The organism is Arthrobacter sp. FW306-06-A, from assembly GCF_021870055.1.
GTDB lineage: Bacteria > Actinomycetota > Actinomycetes > Actinomycetales > Micrococcaceae > Arthrobacter.
Genome location: NZ_CP084554.1, coordinates 1 through 16,941 on the forward strand (window position 1 = coordinate 1; position 16,941 = coordinate 16,941).

Consider the following 16,941-nt stretch of genomic DNA (forward strand, 5'->3'; position numbering starts at 1 on the left):
GGCTCTTCCGCCGCCGGCTCGCTCGCCACGATCGGAGCAGCAATCGCACCGGCCCCTCTCTGACGTCTGCCGAACAAGCTCCTCAGACCCACGCCTAAACCCCCTACTTGATGGAATGAATGACCCGCCAAGGTGGGGCGCATTGGGGGGACGACCTGCCCTGGCGGGACCCTTCCACCGTATCAATACCGGCGAATCCCCTTTGACCAAGACAGAGGGCCCGCATTCCAAGGAATGCGGGCCCTCTGCTGGTAAACATCCTGCTGCTTACGTCTTCGAGCATGACACATCAACTGGCTTATTTGGAGGTCTAAGCCCTGCCGTCACCGGCCAACTGGGGGGAACGGCCGGTGACGGGGGCAGTACAAGTTTAATGCCGCAAAAGCCTGGTTTCCGCTGCGCTTCAACCAGAGAATCGGCGTCCGCTGGCGCGGCCGGCTGTTGGGTGCTGCCGGTCCGTCGCAGAGCTCCGGCCCGTCATCACCTGTTTGTTTACAAGCTTTTTCTGGTTGCTGTCCTGCGGATTCTAGGCGTCCGCTCCAGCCTGTCTAGCCCCGGTTCCGCAGGCTCCACCAGGGCCTGCGGTCCGAAAATTCTTTAGCCAGGGATCCTCGCACGCTCGAATCCCGCAAGATTTTTCTGCCCTTGCCCTGCCGGGTAGACAGGCTTCCGTCGGCCGCCGAGCAAGCAAGCTTGCCAGCAACCAAAAAACAACGGGGGGAGCAGGGGAGCTGGCCGGTCACCACGAGCCGCCCCACCCACCCCACTTCTCGGACAAGAAGGAACACCACCCAATGAACGCAATCACCACCAAGACCGTGACCACCGCCGACACTGGCGAGACCATCGACGGCGTGACCGTCCTCGGGGATTACCACATGAACGGCGGCTACGACTGGATGGAACTCATCGGCGAACACGGCTGGGCCGTGATCCCCAGCTGGGGGCACGAGGGCTGGGACCTGGGCCAGTGGCCCTACGTCATGGTCGCCGGGATCCGCACCGCCGATGCCATCGGCAACCTGTTTGGCATGGCCACGTACTGCGAGGGCGACGTGACCTGCACGTACTACCGGACTAAGGCCAGGTTCTGGGACGCGATCAGCGAACAGGCGTTCTTCCACTGGAAGAACGGACAGGCTCACGGCCCGGACGACCTCCCCGAAGCCGCCGCCGAACTGCCCAGCCGGTACCGCATGCCCTACGCCGTCCACGCCGCCTAACCACCGGAACCCTTGCCGGGCGGGAAAGCCCCGCCCGGCAAGGCCCGGCCATCGTCACCGAAGGACAAGCACCATGACCGAAAACAGCCGCATCACTGAAAACACCGCGCAGACCGTGGTGTTCCTCGAAACCCTCGCCAAGCTCGTTGAAAAATCCCCAGTCACCTACAGCGCGGCCGCCGCGAAAGACCTCGCCGCGCACGTCCGCGGCATGGCTGAAGCGGTGACCAGCGATGCCCGCGTCGATCCTGGGTTGCTGGACGTGACCCGGCGGTACGCAGCGCTGGACTGGCACAACGAACTCGTGGCCGTCCTGTTCTCACCGGAGCACCGGCCCACAATGACCTAAGGCCGCACGGGGACTCATTTGCTCAAATACTCAAATGAGTAAGTGAGTCCTCGTCAGTGCTGCCTGTACCTGCCCAAGGTGCGCGGGCGGTCCGCCGCCCCTGGCTGGCTCGGGTTGGTGGTCGCCGGCGGCGGACCGCCGTTCCCGCCAACAGCCCCGGACGGATCACCTGGTGTCGGCGGCCAGCCTGACAGATGGGCCGGCCCGGGCGGATCCGGTGGCCCAGGGGACGGGCATGCTCGCAGGGCTCGCACTGGTTTGCGCTGCGCTTCAACCAGTTGATCGGGCGTCCGCTGGCGCGGCCGGCTGTTGGGTGCTGCCGGTCCGTCGCAGAGCTCCGGCCCGTCATCACCTGTTTGTTTACAAGCGTTTTCTGGTTGCTGTCCTGCGGATTCTAGGCGTCCGCTCCAGCCTGTCTAGCCCCGGTTCCGCAGGCTCCACCAGGGCCTGCGGTCCGAAAATTCTTTAGCCAGGGATCCTCGCACGCTCGAATCCCGCAAGATTTTTCTGCCCTTGCCCTGCCGGGTAGACAGGCTTCCGTCGGCCGCCGAGCAAGCAAGCTTGCCAGCAACCAAAAAACAACGGGGGGAGCAGGGGAGCTGGCCGGTCACCATAGCCGCCCCACCCACCCCACTTCTCGGACAAGAAGGAACACCACCATGACTGAAAAACTGACCATCACCGGTCCCGCTGACCTGATCGCCATCGTCCCGCACCTGCTGGGCAACCGCCCGAAGGAATCCTTCGTGGTGCTCACGGCACGCGGGAACACCTTGGGCGCAACCTTGCGGATGGACGCCCCGGCCGCGTCCGCGCCGCTGGACTACGCGCAGATGATGACCACCTACGCCGCCAATGATGAGAAGGCCACGGCCAGCTACGTCATCGTCTACACCGACGAAACCGGCGGGGACGGCCCATTCCCCTATGCGGAGCACGTCGCGGCGTTGAGCATCGAGCTGGCGACGGCACGGATGCCTGTGCGGCAGGTTCTGCTGGTCACCAGCGCCCACTGGGGAACCTACGGCACCGCGGAGAGGAACCCGCTGGACGCTATTAAGGACAGCCAGGCCAACGCGACGCTGACCTACTTCGGCTCAGCGACGGACATCGACGTGTACAACCCGGCGTTGCTGGGCAGGTGGGCACTTCCGGTGGAAGCACCCGAGGGGACCTTCGAGGACCTCGAAATGGCCTGCACGACGTGGCAGGCTGTCCTGGACGCAGACGGAATGCCTGACACCGAAACCGCCCGTGCACTGGCGGCAGCATTCCAGCACCGGCACCTCCGTGACTACCTGTTCCGGGACACCATCACCACCCACAACGGCAGCTTCGGAGACGTGCTGACCGGAAAATTCACCGCCCGTCCCGACTGGGCACGCGTGGACCGCGCCGAGGCTATCGCTTTCGAGCTGATGAAGGTCGTCCCGGCAGGACAGCGGGCGCCCATGCTGACCCTGATGGGCTGGCTGGAGTGGCTCAAGGGCCACGGAAGCCAGGCCGACCGCTACCTGAAACTCGCAGCCGAGGACGTATCCGACTTCCGGCTCGCGGTGCTGCTGCGGGAACTGATCAACAACGGCCACATCGCCGACGTCGCCCGCAACGAGCACATGTCCTACAACCGCCGCCTGATCTAAGAGCCACCAGAGGCCGGGACGGATCACCCTTGAGGGATCCGACCCGGCCTTTCCGGTGGCGGGGCGGCCTCCCCCGCATTCGCTCCTCCGGCCGCCGGTCACGCTGACGCGGGCGGAGCCCACACCCAGAAAACATGCAGGATCCCGGACTACAGTGGGCATGAAGCATCACAAACGGGAGGGCACGCACTTTGGGACACGAATACATCCTGACCGAGGACGACCAGCCGGCTGCCGACGCCAGCCTGGCCGAAGACATCCTCGAGCTGCAGCTGCTCACCGCCGGCGACAAGACAGGGCCCATCGACGTTGGCCACGCCCGGGAACACCACAACTTCTAGCACCCAGGCAGCAAGGACGCTGCACCACAGATTTCCTTTGTCCGAGGAAAAACCGCGAAAGGCCGGCCTACGTGCCGGCCTTTCGTCATGTCCGCTCGTTTTCAGATCTCCATCGCCACAACGTCACGGCCGCCACACTGTTGAGGAACGCGATGAAAACATCGCCCGAAGCAGGCCGGCCGATGGCCAGGTCCACGGCCACCAGCACCAGCGATCCGGCTGCGGCAACCGTGAAGACCACAGCCAGGATCCGCAGCATCCTGTGAGGGCGGCTCGGGCGCGGCGCCGGATCAGTCATGCCCCCACCCTAAGCAGGGCAGGAAAGCGTAAGCGATAGGGGAGTGGCCGGCTCGGGCGGATCGGTGGCGCGGGGAAGGGAATGCTCGCAGGGCTCGCACTGGTTTGCGCTGCGCTTCAACCAGAGAATGGGCGTCCGCTGGCGCGGCCGGCTGTTGGGTCCAGGGTGCGCCGTCGCAGAGCTCCGGACACCCTGGCCCTGTTGTTTACAAGCGTTTTCTGGTTGCTGTCCTGCGGATTCTAGGCGTCCGCTCCAGCCCGTCTAGCCCCGGTTCCGCAGGCTCCACCGGGGCCTGCGGTCCGAAAATTCTTTAGCCAGGGATCCTCGCACGCTCGGATCCCGCAAGATTTTTCTGCCCTTGCCCTGACGGGTAGACAGGCCTCCGTCGGCCGCCGAGCAAGCAAGCTTGCCAGCAACCAAAAAACAACGGGGGGAGCAGGGGAGCTGGCCGGTCACCACGAGCCGCCCCACCCACCCCACTTCTCGGACAAGAAGGAACAACACCAATGACTGACGAAAACCGCATCGCACGCGCCGCGCTGACCAGGATGTTCGCACCGACTGACCTTGTAGCCCGCGCCCTTGTTGCCCGTCATGGTGCACACGCCGCCTACAGGATGGCCCTTGGAGCACGCCCGGTGTTCCCGTTCTGGGACGTCACGGCCGAGGAACTGGCCGACGGCCTGAGCCGCTGGGCGCCGCACCCCCGCGAGCTCGACACCCACGCGGCAGAGGCTGATCTGGCCACCATCGAGCGGCTGGGCGGCGGTTTCCTGATCCCGGGCGATGAGCACTGGCCGACAGGGCTGGACGACCTGCCCGACGCACCCTACGGGCTTTGGTACCGGGGCGACATCGGGAAAGGGATCCCGGCACCGTCCCGGTGCACGGCGCTGACCGGTTCACGGGACAGCACCAGCTACGGCGCGGCCGTCACCGGCGACATCGCCTATGGGCTGGCGCAGCGAGGAATCTGCGTGATCTCCGGGCTTGCCTACGGCATCGACGCGCACGCCCACCGCGCCGCGCTGGCCGGAAGCCAGGGCGACGGACCGGCCACCATCGCGGTGCTGGCCGGAGGCCTTGACCGGGACTACCCGTCCGGGAACGCGGACCTCGCGGCAGCGATCCGCGCCAACGGCCTGACGCTCTCGGAGCTGCCCCCAGGAGCCGCGCCTACTAGGGCCCGTTTTTTGCAAAGAGGCCGCATCATTGCGGCGCTGGCCGGAGTGACGTGTGTTGTGGAAGCCCGCTGGCGCTCCGGTGCGCTGAACACCGCGCACCACGCCGAAACCATCGCCCGGCACGTCGCAGCAGTTCCGGGCAGCGTGCACAGCGCCAACTCGGCAGGATGCCACCGGCTCCTGAAGGAAGGAACCGCCGCGCTGGTGACCGACGCGGCCGAACTGACCGAACTGCTCGCCAGCTAGGCCCGAAGGGTGGCCGGCCTTTCGGGGCCGGTCACCGCGGGCGGTCCGCCGCCCCTGGCTGGCCTGGGTTGGTGGTCGCCGGCGGCGGACCGCCGTTCCCGCCAACAGCCCCGGACGGGTCACCTGGTGTCGGCGGCCAGCCTGACAGATGGGCCGGCCCGGGCGGATCCGGTGGCCCAGGGGACGGGCATGCTCGCAGGGCTCGCACTGGTTTGCGCTGCGCTTCAACCAGTTGATCGGGCGTCCGCTGGCGCGGCCGGCTGTTGGGTGCTGCCGGTCCGTCGCAGAGCTCCGGCCCGTCATCACCTGTTTGTTTACAAGCGTTTTCTGGTTGCTGTCCTGCGGATTCTAGGCGTCCGCTCCAGCCTGTCTAGCCCCGGTTCCGCAGGCTCCACCAGGGCCTGCGGTCCGAAAATTCTTTAGCCAGGGATCCTCGCACGCTCGAATCCCGCAAGATTTTTCTGCCCTTGCCCTGCCGGGTAGACAGGCTTCCGTCGGCCGCCGAGCAAGCAAGCTTGCCAGCAACCAAAAAACAACGGGGGGAGCAGGGGAGCTGGCCGGTCACCATAGCCGCCCCACCCACCCTACTTCTCGGACAAGAAGGACATACATTCATGACTGCAACACCCACGCTTGAAATGCTCGACCCGGCTACCCTGACCGTGGACGTGAACGTCCGCAAGGACGCCGCCCTGACTCCGGATTTCATTGCCAGCATCAAGGAACACGGCGTGATGGAACCGGTGATCGCCCACCGCAAGGACGACGGTACCGTGCATGTGCTGATGGGCCAGCGCCGCACCCGCGCCGCCGTCGAAGCCGAACGGCCCCTCATCCCGGTGATGATCATCGACAGCCCGGAAGAGGCTGAACGCATCGTGACGCAGGTGGTGGAGAACATCCAGCGCGCCGAACTCACCGAAGCGGACGAGGCCGAGGCCTACCACCAGCTGTCTTTGATTGGTGTTTCGGTGGCCGCCATCGCGAAGAAAACCGGACGCACGAAGACCACTGTGGAAAGCGCATTGAAGGCCAAGTCCTCCGATGCCGGAGCGGCCGCCCTAGGCAAAGGATGGAGCATCGAGGAAGCGTTGATCATGGCCGAGTTTGAAGGGAACCAGGAGGCGACGGAGGAATTAGAGTCCGTCATCATGGACGAACCGGACCAGCTCCTTCACGTCGCCCAACTGCTGCGGGACAAGCGCGAAAGCGCCGCCGCCCTCGCCGCGCTGATCGAGGAACTGGAAGCCCAAGGCAAAACCATTGTCGAGGACGCCGGACACTATGCCGACGACGAGAATTTGTACGTCTCAGCGGCCAACCGGGCAGACGGGGAACCGGCCACCGACGAGGACGCCAACGCCTACGTGATCAGCACCGACTACCGGGGCCAGCCCAACGCTAAACCGGCCATCACAGGTTGGAAGGAACTGGGCTTCACCCCGAAGTACGAGCGCTACGACGGCGGCCGCCAAGCACAGACAGGCCCGATGACCGACGAGCAGAAGGCCGAACGCAAAACGCTGATAGAGAGAAACAAGGCGATGGTTGCGGCTACTACGGTAAGGCGCGAGTTCGTGAAGAGTTTGCTGGCGCGTAAGCAGGCCCCGAAGGGCTGGCAGTACTTCACCGTGCACGCCATCACCCACCACTCTGAAACGGCCAGCGGCTATGACGGGAAGGTGGCGGCTGTGATGGTCGGGGCGAAGGTCGAAGAGTCCAACGCCTGGGCGTGGAACCCGCTCCGTGACCACGTCGGCAAGACGACGACGCGTCCGGAGTTTTCCCTGATCGCGCTGGTGTGCGCAGGGTATGAAAAGACGATCGCCAAGGACTCGTGGCGGTCCCCGAGCCAGACCCACCGGGACTACCTGAAGCAACTGGTCACGTGGGGATATGTTGACCGGACTAAGGCGGGCGTCCCCTCACTGGCGTACGCAAACCGATCACGAAGGACTAAGAAATGAAGCCCGGAGGTGATGAAATGTCAGTGCTCCGCGGCAGCATGATCCTCGTGAAGTAAGGATCTATCAGACCCTGAGGTTGCTGACCTCGGACGACTGGGCCAATGGAGGCTGCAGTATGGGTATTCAGAATCAGGGCATCGTGGGTGACCTCCCCTCCCTTGGCAGGGTTAGGGCCTTGCCTGCATCTCCGTATTGGGAAATGTTGGACCGTGATGATGCGCGCGTGCCCAGTGTGGAACGGTATTTGCAGGACTTCTGGGCGCGGGGGATGAGCTCATCGAGTGTGGAGTCTTATGCGCGGGACCTTTTGAGGTGGTTCCGCTTTCTATGGGGTTCCGGCAAGGAATGGCACCGCGTGACCCGCGATGACGTACAGGAATTCGTGGCAATGCTTCGGGCATCGACGAAGACGCCGGCGCGGCCACGGCGGCCTGTGCCAGCTGTAAACGAAGTATCGGGCAAGCCCTATTTGAGCGCCCAATACTCGCCACGAACTATCAACCACAACCTGTCAGTGCTCTTCGCGTTCTATGACTTCCACCGAAGAGCATTGACCGGGCCACTGCGGAATCCAGTGCCAGAGCGGACGGGCCATTACGGACGTTTTGGGGCGCACCACAACCCAGAAGATGAATACCGACAAGGACCTCGAGCTGACTACCGCCAAAAGGTCCCCGTCCAGGCGCCGCGATCCATACCCGACAAGGCCTTCCAAGACCTGTTCACCAAGCTCAGGACGGACAGGGACAGAGCCTTGGTCGCCTTCTACGTCTCCAGCGCCGCCAGACCCTCGGAGCTTGTCGGACTAACCAACGGCATGGTCGACGTGGGGCAACAATGCATCTCGGTCGTGCGCAAGGGCTCCGGAGCGGTCCAGCGGATCCCCGCGTCTAACGAGGCCTTCACGTGGTTTCGGCTTTACCAGGAAACGTTGCCTGAAGATCTCATCCGGCCAGGGGCCGCCGCCTGGTGGACTTTACGAAAGCCCTACCGGCCGCTCAACTACGAAGCCGCCAGGGGCATTCTTCGGCGTGTGAATTCTGTTCTGGGTGCTAACTGGGCCCTCCACGACTTTCGCCACACAGCCGCTGTTCGCATGGCGCGAGATCCGAACGTCTCCCTCAGGGATATCCAGGCGGTCCTCGGACACGTCCACATCACCACAACCGAGAACTACTTACGGCTCCGCGAGGACGAAGTCATTGAACGGGTGAATCAGCATTTCGTCTCGCGTGCGGCAGCGAAGAGGAGCCCCGGGACCCCTCCTGATCGGCCGTCGCCGTACGCGGCTGCAGACATGACCGAGCTTTTTGGAGGCAGCCAGTGGCAATAGTTCGCGATTACGTCCCCTCATCCCCTGTGCCCACCGCACCTCCAACGCCGGAAGCCGACCCGCAAAGCTGTATTCCACGTCTCTCCTCGATAGCCCAGGACGAGCTGATTGAACGCGCCAAAGGCCTCACTGGCGCCGATGCGGTTACTGTCCGGGGCGTCAGGGTCATTCTGAAGGCGTTGAGTGAATTCGAGGGCCAGACATGGCAGCAGCGGTGGGAAAACGCCGGCTGCCAAGATCCTGGCCGTGACTGGAAAGACCGGCTCGGCAGCCCGTGGAAAGGGATCTACCTTAACCGGGCAGCCTTCGAATCCGCGAACGGAATCGCAGACCTCATAGCGATGGACGTGATCCGCCCCAGTTACACCTGGCTTCGAGAAGGATCACCAAGGCTCCGCCGTATTCGCTTGAACAGGCATCCGGACTTCTTCACTCAGATGACCGAACATGGGCTAGGGCTGCAGGTGCGACCGTCAAACATCGAAAACGGCCTCACGGTCATGACGAAAGTACTGGCCCACACCGGCGCGCACTTGCAGGAGCTACGACCTGAACATCTACTGGGATTCCGGGATTACCAGATCGAGCGAGGCAAGACACCGGACGGGCTCACCTATGCCTGGGCCGCGCTGAAAGATCTGAGGATCTTCGACTCCACCACACCAGGACTATTACAGGCGGTCGCCGGCAGGCGGCCTTCCGTCCCCGAGATGGTCGACTCCTACGGAGTCCGAAGCCAACCGGTAAGGGACATGCTGGTGCGCTATCTCCAGATCAGAGAACCCTCGGTGGACTACTCCACCCTTCGGTGGATGGTCTACGAACTGGTCAAGAACTTCTGGCTCGATATTGAAGCTCACAACCCCGACGCCAACAGTCTGCGTATCGGCTTTGAAGAAGGCCGGGCCTGGCTCAGCCGATTTACACATGGATCCATCTCAACCAAACACCGCACGCTGTTCATCGTCAGAGGCCTTTACCTGGACATCGCGTCCTGGGCCACCGACGACGCCTACTGGGCTCAATGGGCCGCCCCTTCATTCCTGACACGCGAAGACACCTCTGGGGCCAACAAGCATAAGCGTCGGACCCAAGCCCGAATTCACCAAAGAATCCGGGATCTGAGCCCGATTCTGCCGAAGTTGCTGACCAGCACCGCCGAGCAACTCAAAGATGCTCAAGCGCTACTGGCTGCAGGAGCAGAGGCTGAGCAAGGCCAGGAATTCGAACATCAAGGCATCACCTACCGCCGCGTCGAGCTGAGACGGCGAACAATAAATGCGCCGCGAGGCTCAGGCCGAGTCTGGGTCACTGGCGGACGCTATGAACGTCGCTTTGACCTCACTCAACACGAGGACAACTGTTTCTGGAGTTGGGCGGTGATCAACACCCTGAACGAGACAGGAGTGCGAATCGAGGAGTTGGTCGAGATCACCACTCACGCATTCTCGATTTACCGGTTGCCAGAAACCAGGGAGGCGCTTCCCCTTCTTCAGATCGTCCCGTCAAAGACCGACAGGGAACGAATCCTTCTCATCTCTCCGGAACTTGCACACGTCTTCGCACTCGTGAAGAGGCGGATTGCCGCCGTTGACGGACGTGTGCCGTTGGCCGTCCGCTACGACGGCGCAGAGCGCATCTACAGCCCGCCGCTCCCGCACCTGTTCCAGTTACGCACCGGAAGTGAACGGCGAACCATGTCACCATCCTGGGTCCGGATCGCCATCAAGGAAGCCGTACGGAGGGCCGGCATCAAAGATGATAATGGGGACGACTACAAGTTCACTCCGCACGACTTCCGCAGGTTGTTCGCCACATCAGCCTTGTCTGCGGGGCTGCCCATACACATCCTCGCCAAGCTCATGGGCCATCAAAACATCTCCACAACCCAAGGCTATGCAGCGATTCACGATGAGGAGACCCTTCGGCATTTCCGCAGCTTCCTCGATAGGCGTAGAGCTCTACGTCCACACGACGACTACCTGGAACCCACGGAAGCGGAGATAAGTGAGTTTCACGAACACTTCAAAAAGAGAAAGGTCGAATTGGGCAACTGCGGAAGGGCCTACGGAACACCCTGCATCCACGAACACGCTTGCATCCGGTGCCCAGTGCTCCGCCCCGACCCTGCACAACGGCCCCGCATGGAAGAACTTATAGGAGCCCTTCAGGACCGGAAATTGGAAGCTGAACAGCGCGGATGGCTAGGCGAACTCGAAGGCATAGAAATCAGTCTCCAAGCGGCAAAGGAAAAACTGAACCAGATGGCCCGGAAGGTGTCCCTCGGTATGCCGGGCATCCCCTCGGCCTGAAAGAGATTTATCCGCATCAAGCCCTACGGTGAGGTATCCGCCTTTTTCTGCTCCGAAGACAGCGAAGACAAGGCCAAATACCGCATCACCAAGGCAGCCGAAATGAGGCCTGCAGAAAACGGCAGGCAACCCTGCGCCGCCAGTACATAGAGTTGCGTCAAGGCATAGAAGAATCCGTTCGCACCGTTGAACGTATAGGTGCCGATGGACTGCATGAACATGTTTGAGAACAGCATGATCAAAAGACCGACTACACCAACGATGATTCCCGCCCATAAGGTGCGCCGGTACAGCAGCGACTTCGCGTTTGTAGTCATCTCATTTCCCCCAACATGAGCAACTCGTGCCATCGATAATCACCTAAGCACGTTAAGCGAAGCCCGACAAGGTCGGGCTTGCTGGTTGATGGAGCTGTTGGGGGGACAAGATGCCCTGGTGAAAGGGAAAACATCATGTGGGACGGCCGGGAACCAGTCAAGGGCGGCGTACCACCCTGGTCTGCCAGTAGTCTCGATTCGAGGGTTTTAAGGCTGAGCCCTGGTTCATCTGCTCGATCTTCTGGGTCGCCTTTTCGGACCACCGCACGGTCAGCTTCGCCCCACCAACACCAATCCCACCCGCGGTGAGTAGGGCACCGACCAAAACGGGATTCACCAAAAGACCCCCCAAGCTCAACAGAAAGAGGGTGAAACCAGTTAGCACCGCGAGGGCAACTCGGTCCTGTCGGTTCTGCAAACTGACAGACAGATTCCAGTAGGCGGAAACGCTGGTGAGGAGTTCCTCATCGGAAGTCATCTCATCCAGAACATCGTGGTTCTTCTGGGCAAATCCTTCTTCGTCAAGTGATCGGGCAAGTTCTGCAAACTCCTCGTCAATCGAGGTTTCTTTGAGCTGCTCACGAGTGGCTTGTTCGAAAAGACTTCTCATTGACAGAGCAATGCTCGGGCTATCCACGATGTTGGTATAAAAATTGCGCCCCCAAGGAAGCTTGGATACGTTCGCAAAAGTCCTTGCCACTGAGGAGACCGGGGAATTGCGCCCATTGAGCACCGATTCGACTAACGGCCTGACAGCGGAGTCCGAAACGCTAGCCACAGAAAACTTGGTTGGTTCCAAGGCAGGCTTGAGGAAATTTTGGAGGGCAAAGCCCGGGTATGCCTTGGAGAAACCCTGCAGCGGGGACATGTAGGCGGAGCGGAAGCTATGGAGGGCAGTTCCTTGGATGGATTGGGCGAAGTCTTCCAGTGGTGATTTGTAGGCTGCGCCGAAGGCGGAGCGGAAGCTATGGAGGGCAGTTCCTTGGATGGATTGGGCGAAGTCTTCCAGTGGTGATTTGTAGGCTGCGCCGAAGGCGGAGCGGAAGCTTTCGAGGGCCGTTCCCTGGACGGACTTGGCAAAATCGTGCAGCGGTGATCTGTAGCCTTCGCCAAATAACGTCCTACTCAAGCCGGTCAGCTGAGGAAACCCGTGGGAAAAAGCCAGCACCGAGCGATAGGAGGGCAAGAAAGCAGACTGAACCGACTGGCTTGCGTCAGGAGGACTAGTGGCGGCCTCGATCGGTCGGCTCGCTTCAGCTCGTAGTTCCTCCAGGGGAGACATGCGCCGTACTTCCTGAATCATTTATTCATTCTGCTTTATGATCCCGACAATATTGGAAGCGCGGGTCGTCAAGGCCCTCCAATGCGATGCCGCAGAAGTCGCCAAAATTTGGTCGAAACTAGCCAGCCCGCCGAGTCACACGCGCAACTGTTGTGGCTACTTGCGAATCACGTCAGATACTTCTCTGACGGTCAGCTGCTCCAACGTCTTGTCCCCGTTGATTCGCCAGCGGACGCCTTTTGGATCCGTAAACTCGACACCTACCTTCGGAGTCAGCCATTGCAGGGCTGCAACATCGTCGCCGCTAAAGGGACCGTCACCGGTGACCCTCCATACAAGGTCATAGCGAAATCCGGCGGCGCCTACTTTCGCTTCCTCGGCTCTCGAGATTGACTCTTCCATACCGTCCAGCTCAGTCATATCAGGGACGAGGAGTCGAGCGTCCTGGTATGGGCCTAACGACATTGGTTCATTCGACTGATGAAAGTGTGCCCTCACCTTCAACGCGAGGTGGCCATCGCTTGAGCGCGCATGTCCAGGATCGGGACGCTGATGCGCTGCGGTCACTTCGAGATCGACTAAGCGAGCGTACTTCTCGTGTTCCGCCCTCAAACGCTGTGTCTCTTGCTCCATCTGTCGCATGACCTCAGCCTTTGCCCGAGCCTGTCTTGCAACCGCAGCGTCTGATTTCTCTTGCACCTCTTCTTGCCGCTGTTCATGCTGGATTTCGACAGCCCTACTTTGTATCCGAAGTGCAGCAATTGCTCCGACAAAACCACAGAAAGTCACGACGACACCGGCCCACTCCGCTACGTTTCCCCACACAGTCTCAAGCGGTGCCGACTCGCCATTGAGAGCAAACAGAAGGACCACCACCAGAGCCGTCAGCCCAATGACTAGAGCTCCCAGCGCGTATTCAAGGTGGGTACGTGTCACCAACCACATCTTTAGCCGCTGCCTCTTGTTCAGACTTGGCGTCTTCAGTTCATCCACTGGACAAGTCTGCCGGACCCTAGACGAATCTAGGCTGATTGCTTCCACGACATCACGTACCCACAGAAGACGTTCCCGATCCGTTGACGACGACCGTTAGTCCGGAGAAGGTACACCGCCAGTGAGACTGAGCAGATCATCCTCGACAGCGGCAAGCCAGCCGAGGCCGACGCCGCCTAAACTGGTACCGCCTTGCCGGGCGTCATCTGTCGCACCGCCCGGCAAGGCCACCACCAAACTCACCACACCAGGGCACGGAGCCTTCCAGACGTCGGGCGGTCCGCCGCCCAGGGCGAACCACAGCAGCCACTCACCAGCGGCGGACCGCCGTTCGACGCGACTACCCCATGCCCGCACCAGGTGCCGCGCTGTCACAAACAGCGGGGGTTTCCCCGCGCAACTGGGTTCACGGAAACACGCTCAGCTACGCTGAGTTTGCAAGATCTCCTTTGTCCGAGGAGCGAAGACAGGCCGACCCTCCAGCCGGCCTGTCTTTGTTTAACCACACCCGCCGCGCACAACCAGGCAGATCGCACGCGTTGCGGCAAAGATTTAGACACGTCACTGCAGAGACAGCAAAAGGCTCCGCACCCAACTGGTGCGGAGCCTTAACCATGTGTGCTCCGGGCTGCAAAAGACCTCGCCCACGTTCAGGAGCTGGGACGGCAGCGGCGAGGTTTGGCCCAGGGCAAACTGCCCCGTCCCGACCCCGCACTCAACAGAGGCTGTGCACAGCCACCGCTCGCCTAAGGGCGATGTGGGCACATGAGGTGCCGTGGTGGTTGTGTGCAGGTGGTCCGATGGGTCCCGTCGTCCACTTGGGTGCGGGAAAAGCAGCGGAGCGGTTGGGCTTTTGCCGTGCACATGTGGGCGAGGGGCAAGCTTACTCGGCCGCGGTAACCCCGCCGTCAGAAGACGGGGAATTGTCGCCCGAAGTACGAGTGGTGGCCGGCTTCCGGCGACGGGTGGCGGCGCCGGACTCCAGACCGAGCTTCTTCAGCTCCTCCGGGCTCCACCCGTCTTTGGTGGCGCGAACGTAGGCGCGCTTGTCTTCACGCTCGGCGTCGGTGAGCTGCTCGCGCAGGTCAGTGATGCGCTGCCTGGCCTTGACCAGGTTCGTGACGGACTCGATACGCGAGTCCAGAAGGGCGCGGGCCTGATTGCGGGTCTGTTCAATATCAATGGTTGGCATGCCCCCACCGTAACCACAGGGCGACCCGCCTTTCCGGCAACGACGCGCAGCGGCGTGCCACTTCCAGACCAGCAAAGCACCAAAGGCACAAAAGGAGCAGGAGCCGACTGCGGCGGAGCAAGCTGGGAACTTAGCCGGGCTAAGTTCGTGTCGTTCCCGGGAACTGCGTTCCGGTCGCGGCAGACTGGTGTCTGGTCCCGGGGTTTCCGGGTCGCTGCGCTGGCAAGGTAGGGGAGGGGCGGAAAAGATGAGTGAGGGTAACGGCTTCGCCGGTTGGAAGTCCCGCCGCCGCCGCCGCGCGAACGTGGACGGGGGCAGGATGCACCGTCATGAGGTCAAGGTAAGCCCGGAAGAAGAGGCGCAGCTGCTGGCCCTGGCGGAGAAGCACCGCGTCACGATCCCACGGCTTCTCATAGAGGCTGCGCTGAACGAGGACAGCGAAAGCCCTTCGGAGCGGCGTGATCAGTTCATGCAGCTTTCGAACCTGCAGCGCCTGATCGGGTCCGTCGCTAACAACATCAACCAGATCGCCCGGCACGCCAACTCAACAGGGGAAGTACCACCGGATGCGGCACCCGCTATTGCGCACGCCAAGAGCGTCATCATCCGCATCGACCGCCAGCTCGCTGACATGGCCGGCCGGTGATCCTGCCGTGATTCCCAACATCACCCAGGGCGACCGCATGGCGGGCCTGATGATCTACCTCGCGGGCCCGGGACGTGCCAACGAACACGAGGAACCGCACCTCGTTGCCGGTGACGCCGCGCTCATGGCGTGGCACGACGACAACGAACTGAACCGCGACGCGGCCCTGGATATCGCCAACGCCTTGGACCGTGCCAAGCAGTTCTACAAAACGGAGGTCGATGGCGGCCACGTCTTCCACTGCTCCCTGAGCTTGGCGGCCGAAGAAGGGCAGCTCACTGACGAGCAGTGGGGCGCCATCGCCAATGACTTCATGAAGGACATGGACTTCACCGAGGACGGCGGAAAGGCCCCGGCCCGGTGGGTTGCCGTCCGCCACGGGCTGAGCAAGAACGGCAACGACCACATCCACATCGTGGCCAGCATGGTCCGCGACGACGGCACCAAATGGAACAGCTGGAAGAGCAAGTACAAGTCCCAACAGGTCGCCCGGGCACTGGAGAAAAAGTACGGACTCACCGAACTCGAAGCGGTCCGCGCCGAACGCGGATACACCCCCGCGGAACAGGCCAAAGCCATCCGCCAGGGACTGCCCGAGGTCGAACGCCACAGCCTCGCCCGCAAGGTCCGCACTTGCGCGACGGCATCAACGGACGAAGCAGAGTTCGTTCGCCGCGCCCGCCAGGAAGGGCTGCTCGTGCGGCCCCGCTACGCTGCCGGCCGAACCGACGTCGTGACGGGATACTCCGTTGCCGAACGGCCAAGCAAGGGGGAGCGGGCCGTCTGGTTCGGCGGTAACTCCCTGGGCCGCGACCTTGCCCTCCCTAAGCTCCGCAGCGAATGGTCAAGCACCCCCGAATCAGCAACCGCGGCCGTCGCGGAATGGAACGCAGCAGCCCGCAACCGCCGGCCCGTCACACCGGGCAGGGAGATGCTGCAGCCCTCCGCTGAACTGTGGAGCAAGTACGCCAACAACGTCAGAACTCTTCGCGAGAAACTGGCAACCACCCCGCACAATGACCACGCCGCCTGGGCGCAGGCCGCCCGCGAAACATCCGCCGCCTTCGGTGCATGGTCCAAGCGCATCGAACCCACCCCCGGACCACTGGCAGACGCCGCACGAGAGCTGTCCAAATCAGCCCAACTCCGCCGCTACCCGAAACGGCCGGCGGTCGCCCTGCCGTCAGCACGCGGCGCGACAATGATCCTGCTGGCGGCCACCTCAAAGAGCGAACGCGCAGCCTACGCCCTGATGTTCCGGCAGCTCGCCCAGACCGCCCGGGCCATCCACGACATGCACAAGGCCACCGACGACCTCCGCCGCGTCAGAGGCCTCGCCGCAGCCGTAACCGCTGCCAGCAAAGCCGTTGAAGCCAGCGCCACAACACAGACCATCAAGGCGCAGCCCCTCACCATGGAAGCACTGCGGGAACAGCACCCGGGAGCCAGCGAAGAAGCCCTCCGGGCACGGCTCATCGCCGAACGGACCCGCGGCGGCTCACCCATCCCGACGACACTCACCAGGGCAGAAAAAACACTGCAACAGGCCGGACCTGCCGGCCCGCAGGAACCACACCGAGACCACCATCCGAAACCAGGCATCGAGCGATAGGGG

At 62.4% G+C, this 16,941-nt stretch carries 15 protein-coding genes; 10 read left to right on the forward strand and 5 right to left on the reverse strand.

The genetic code is table 11. From position 1 onward, the window contains the following. Positions 1 to 794: 794 nt before the first annotated feature. The 4 genes from LFT49_RS21795 (at position 795) to LFT49_RS21810 (ending at position 3,556) form a co-directional block, all read left to right on the forward strand. A complete protein-coding gene (locus LFT49_RS21795) occupies positions 795 to 1,223 on the forward strand; it encodes a hypothetical protein (RefSeq protein ID WP_237430671.1) in 429 nt (142 codons plus the stop codon). Between the two features lie 73 nt (positions 1,224 to 1,296). After that, on the forward strand, positions 1,297 to 1,572 hold the full coding sequence (locus LFT49_RS21800; RefSeq protein ID WP_237430672.1) for a hypothetical protein: 276 nt from the start codon (positions 1,297 to 1,299) through the stop codon (positions 1,570 to 1,572). A gap of 659 nt (positions 1,573 to 2,231) precedes the next feature. Further along, a complete protein-coding gene (locus LFT49_RS21805) occupies positions 2,232 to 3,215 on the forward strand; it encodes a DUF4192 family protein (RefSeq protein ID WP_237430673.1) in 984 nt (327 codons plus the stop codon). Positions 3,216 to 3,406: 191 nt separating this feature from the next. Further along, positions 3,407 to 3,556: a hypothetical protein gene (locus LFT49_RS21810; protein WP_171059156.1), complete on the forward strand. Its 150-nt coding sequence runs from the start codon at positions 3,407 to 3,409 to the stop codon at positions 3,554 to 3,556. A gap of 85 nt (positions 3,557 to 3,641) precedes the next feature. On the opposite strand, the gene LFT49_RS21815 is transcribed toward LFT49_RS21810, so the two are convergent. Next, complete coding sequence (locus LFT49_RS21815) at positions 3,642 to 3,854, reverse strand: hypothetical protein (protein WP_237430674.1); 213 nt, start codon at positions 3,852 to 3,854, stop codon at positions 3,642 to 3,644. Between the two features lie 506 nt (positions 3,855 to 4,360). Between LFT49_RS21815 and dprA the strand changes: the two genes are divergently transcribed. From dprA to LFT49_RS21835, 4 genes are all read left to right on the forward strand, one after another. Further along, positions 4,361 to 5,284: a DNA-processing protein DprA gene (gene dprA, locus LFT49_RS21820; protein WP_237430675.1), complete on the forward strand. Its 924-nt coding sequence runs from the start codon at positions 4,361 to 4,363 to the stop codon at positions 5,282 to 5,284. A 614-nt stretch (positions 5,285 to 5,898) separates the two neighbouring features. Then, a complete protein-coding gene (locus tag LFT49_RS21825) occupies positions 5,899 to 7,251 on the forward strand; it encodes a ParB/RepB/Spo0J family partition protein (RefSeq protein WP_237430676.1) in 1,353 nt (450 codons plus the stop codon). Positions 7,252 to 7,366: 115 nt separating this feature from the next. Further along, the gene (locus tag LFT49_RS21830; protein WP_237430677.1) at positions 7,367 to 8,584 is read left to right on the forward strand and encodes a tyrosine-type recombinase/integrase; all 1,218 of its coding nucleotides are present in this window, start codon (positions 7,367 to 7,369) and stop codon (positions 8,582 to 8,584) included. A 26-nt stretch (positions 8,585 to 8,610) separates the two neighbouring features. Beyond that, positions 8,611 to 10,896, forward strand: coding sequence for a tyrosine-type recombinase/integrase (locus LFT49_RS21835; protein ID WP_237430678.1), 2,286 nt, complete (start codon positions 8,611 to 8,613; stop codon positions 10,894 to 10,896). A gap of 23 nt (positions 10,897 to 10,919) precedes the next feature. Here the strand turns inward: LFT49_RS21835 and LFT49_RS21840 are convergent, their stop codons facing one another. The 4 genes from LFT49_RS21840 to LFT49_RS21855 all read right to left on the reverse strand — a co-directional run bounded on the left by LFT49_RS21840 (position 10,920) and on the right by LFT49_RS21855 (position 14,680). After that, the gene (locus tag LFT49_RS21840) at positions 10,920 to 11,213 is read right to left on the reverse strand and encodes a hypothetical protein (RefSeq protein ID WP_237430679.1); all 294 of its coding nucleotides are present in this window, start codon (positions 11,211 to 11,213) and stop codon (positions 10,920 to 10,922) included. Between the two features lie 157 nt (positions 11,214 to 11,370). Further along, entirely contained in the window at positions 11,371 to 12,516 is a 1,146-nt protein-coding gene (locus tag LFT49_RS21845; protein WP_237430680.1) for a hypothetical protein, read from the reverse strand. 135 nt (positions 12,517 to 12,651) lie between these two features. Next, positions 12,652 to 13,488 carry a hypothetical protein gene (locus LFT49_RS21850; protein WP_237430681.1) on the reverse strand — a complete coding sequence of 279 codons (837 nt, stop codon included), beginning with the start codon at positions 13,486 to 13,488 and terminating at the stop codon, positions 12,652 to 12,654. An 883-nt stretch (positions 13,489 to 14,371) separates the two neighbouring features. Then, complete coding sequence (locus tag LFT49_RS21855) at positions 14,372 to 14,680, reverse strand: hypothetical protein (RefSeq protein ID WP_237430682.1); 309 nt, start codon at positions 14,678 to 14,680, stop codon at positions 14,372 to 14,374. 247 nt (positions 14,681 to 14,927) lie between these two features. Between LFT49_RS21855 and mobC the strand changes: the two genes are divergently transcribed. Continuing rightward, positions 14,928 to 15,326 carry a plasmid mobilization relaxosome protein MobC gene (mobC, locus tag LFT49_RS21860; protein ID WP_237430683.1) on the forward strand — a complete coding sequence of 133 codons (399 nt, stop codon included), beginning with the start codon at positions 14,928 to 14,930 and terminating at the stop codon, positions 15,324 to 15,326. 7 nt (positions 15,327 to 15,333) lie between these two features. Beyond that, on the forward strand, positions 15,334 to 16,938 hold the full coding sequence (locus LFT49_RS21865; protein WP_237430684.1) for a relaxase/mobilization nuclease domain-containing protein: 1,605 nt from the start codon (positions 15,334 to 15,336) through the stop codon (positions 16,936 to 16,938). The last annotated feature ends 3 nt before the right edge of the window (positions 16,939 to 16,941 follow it).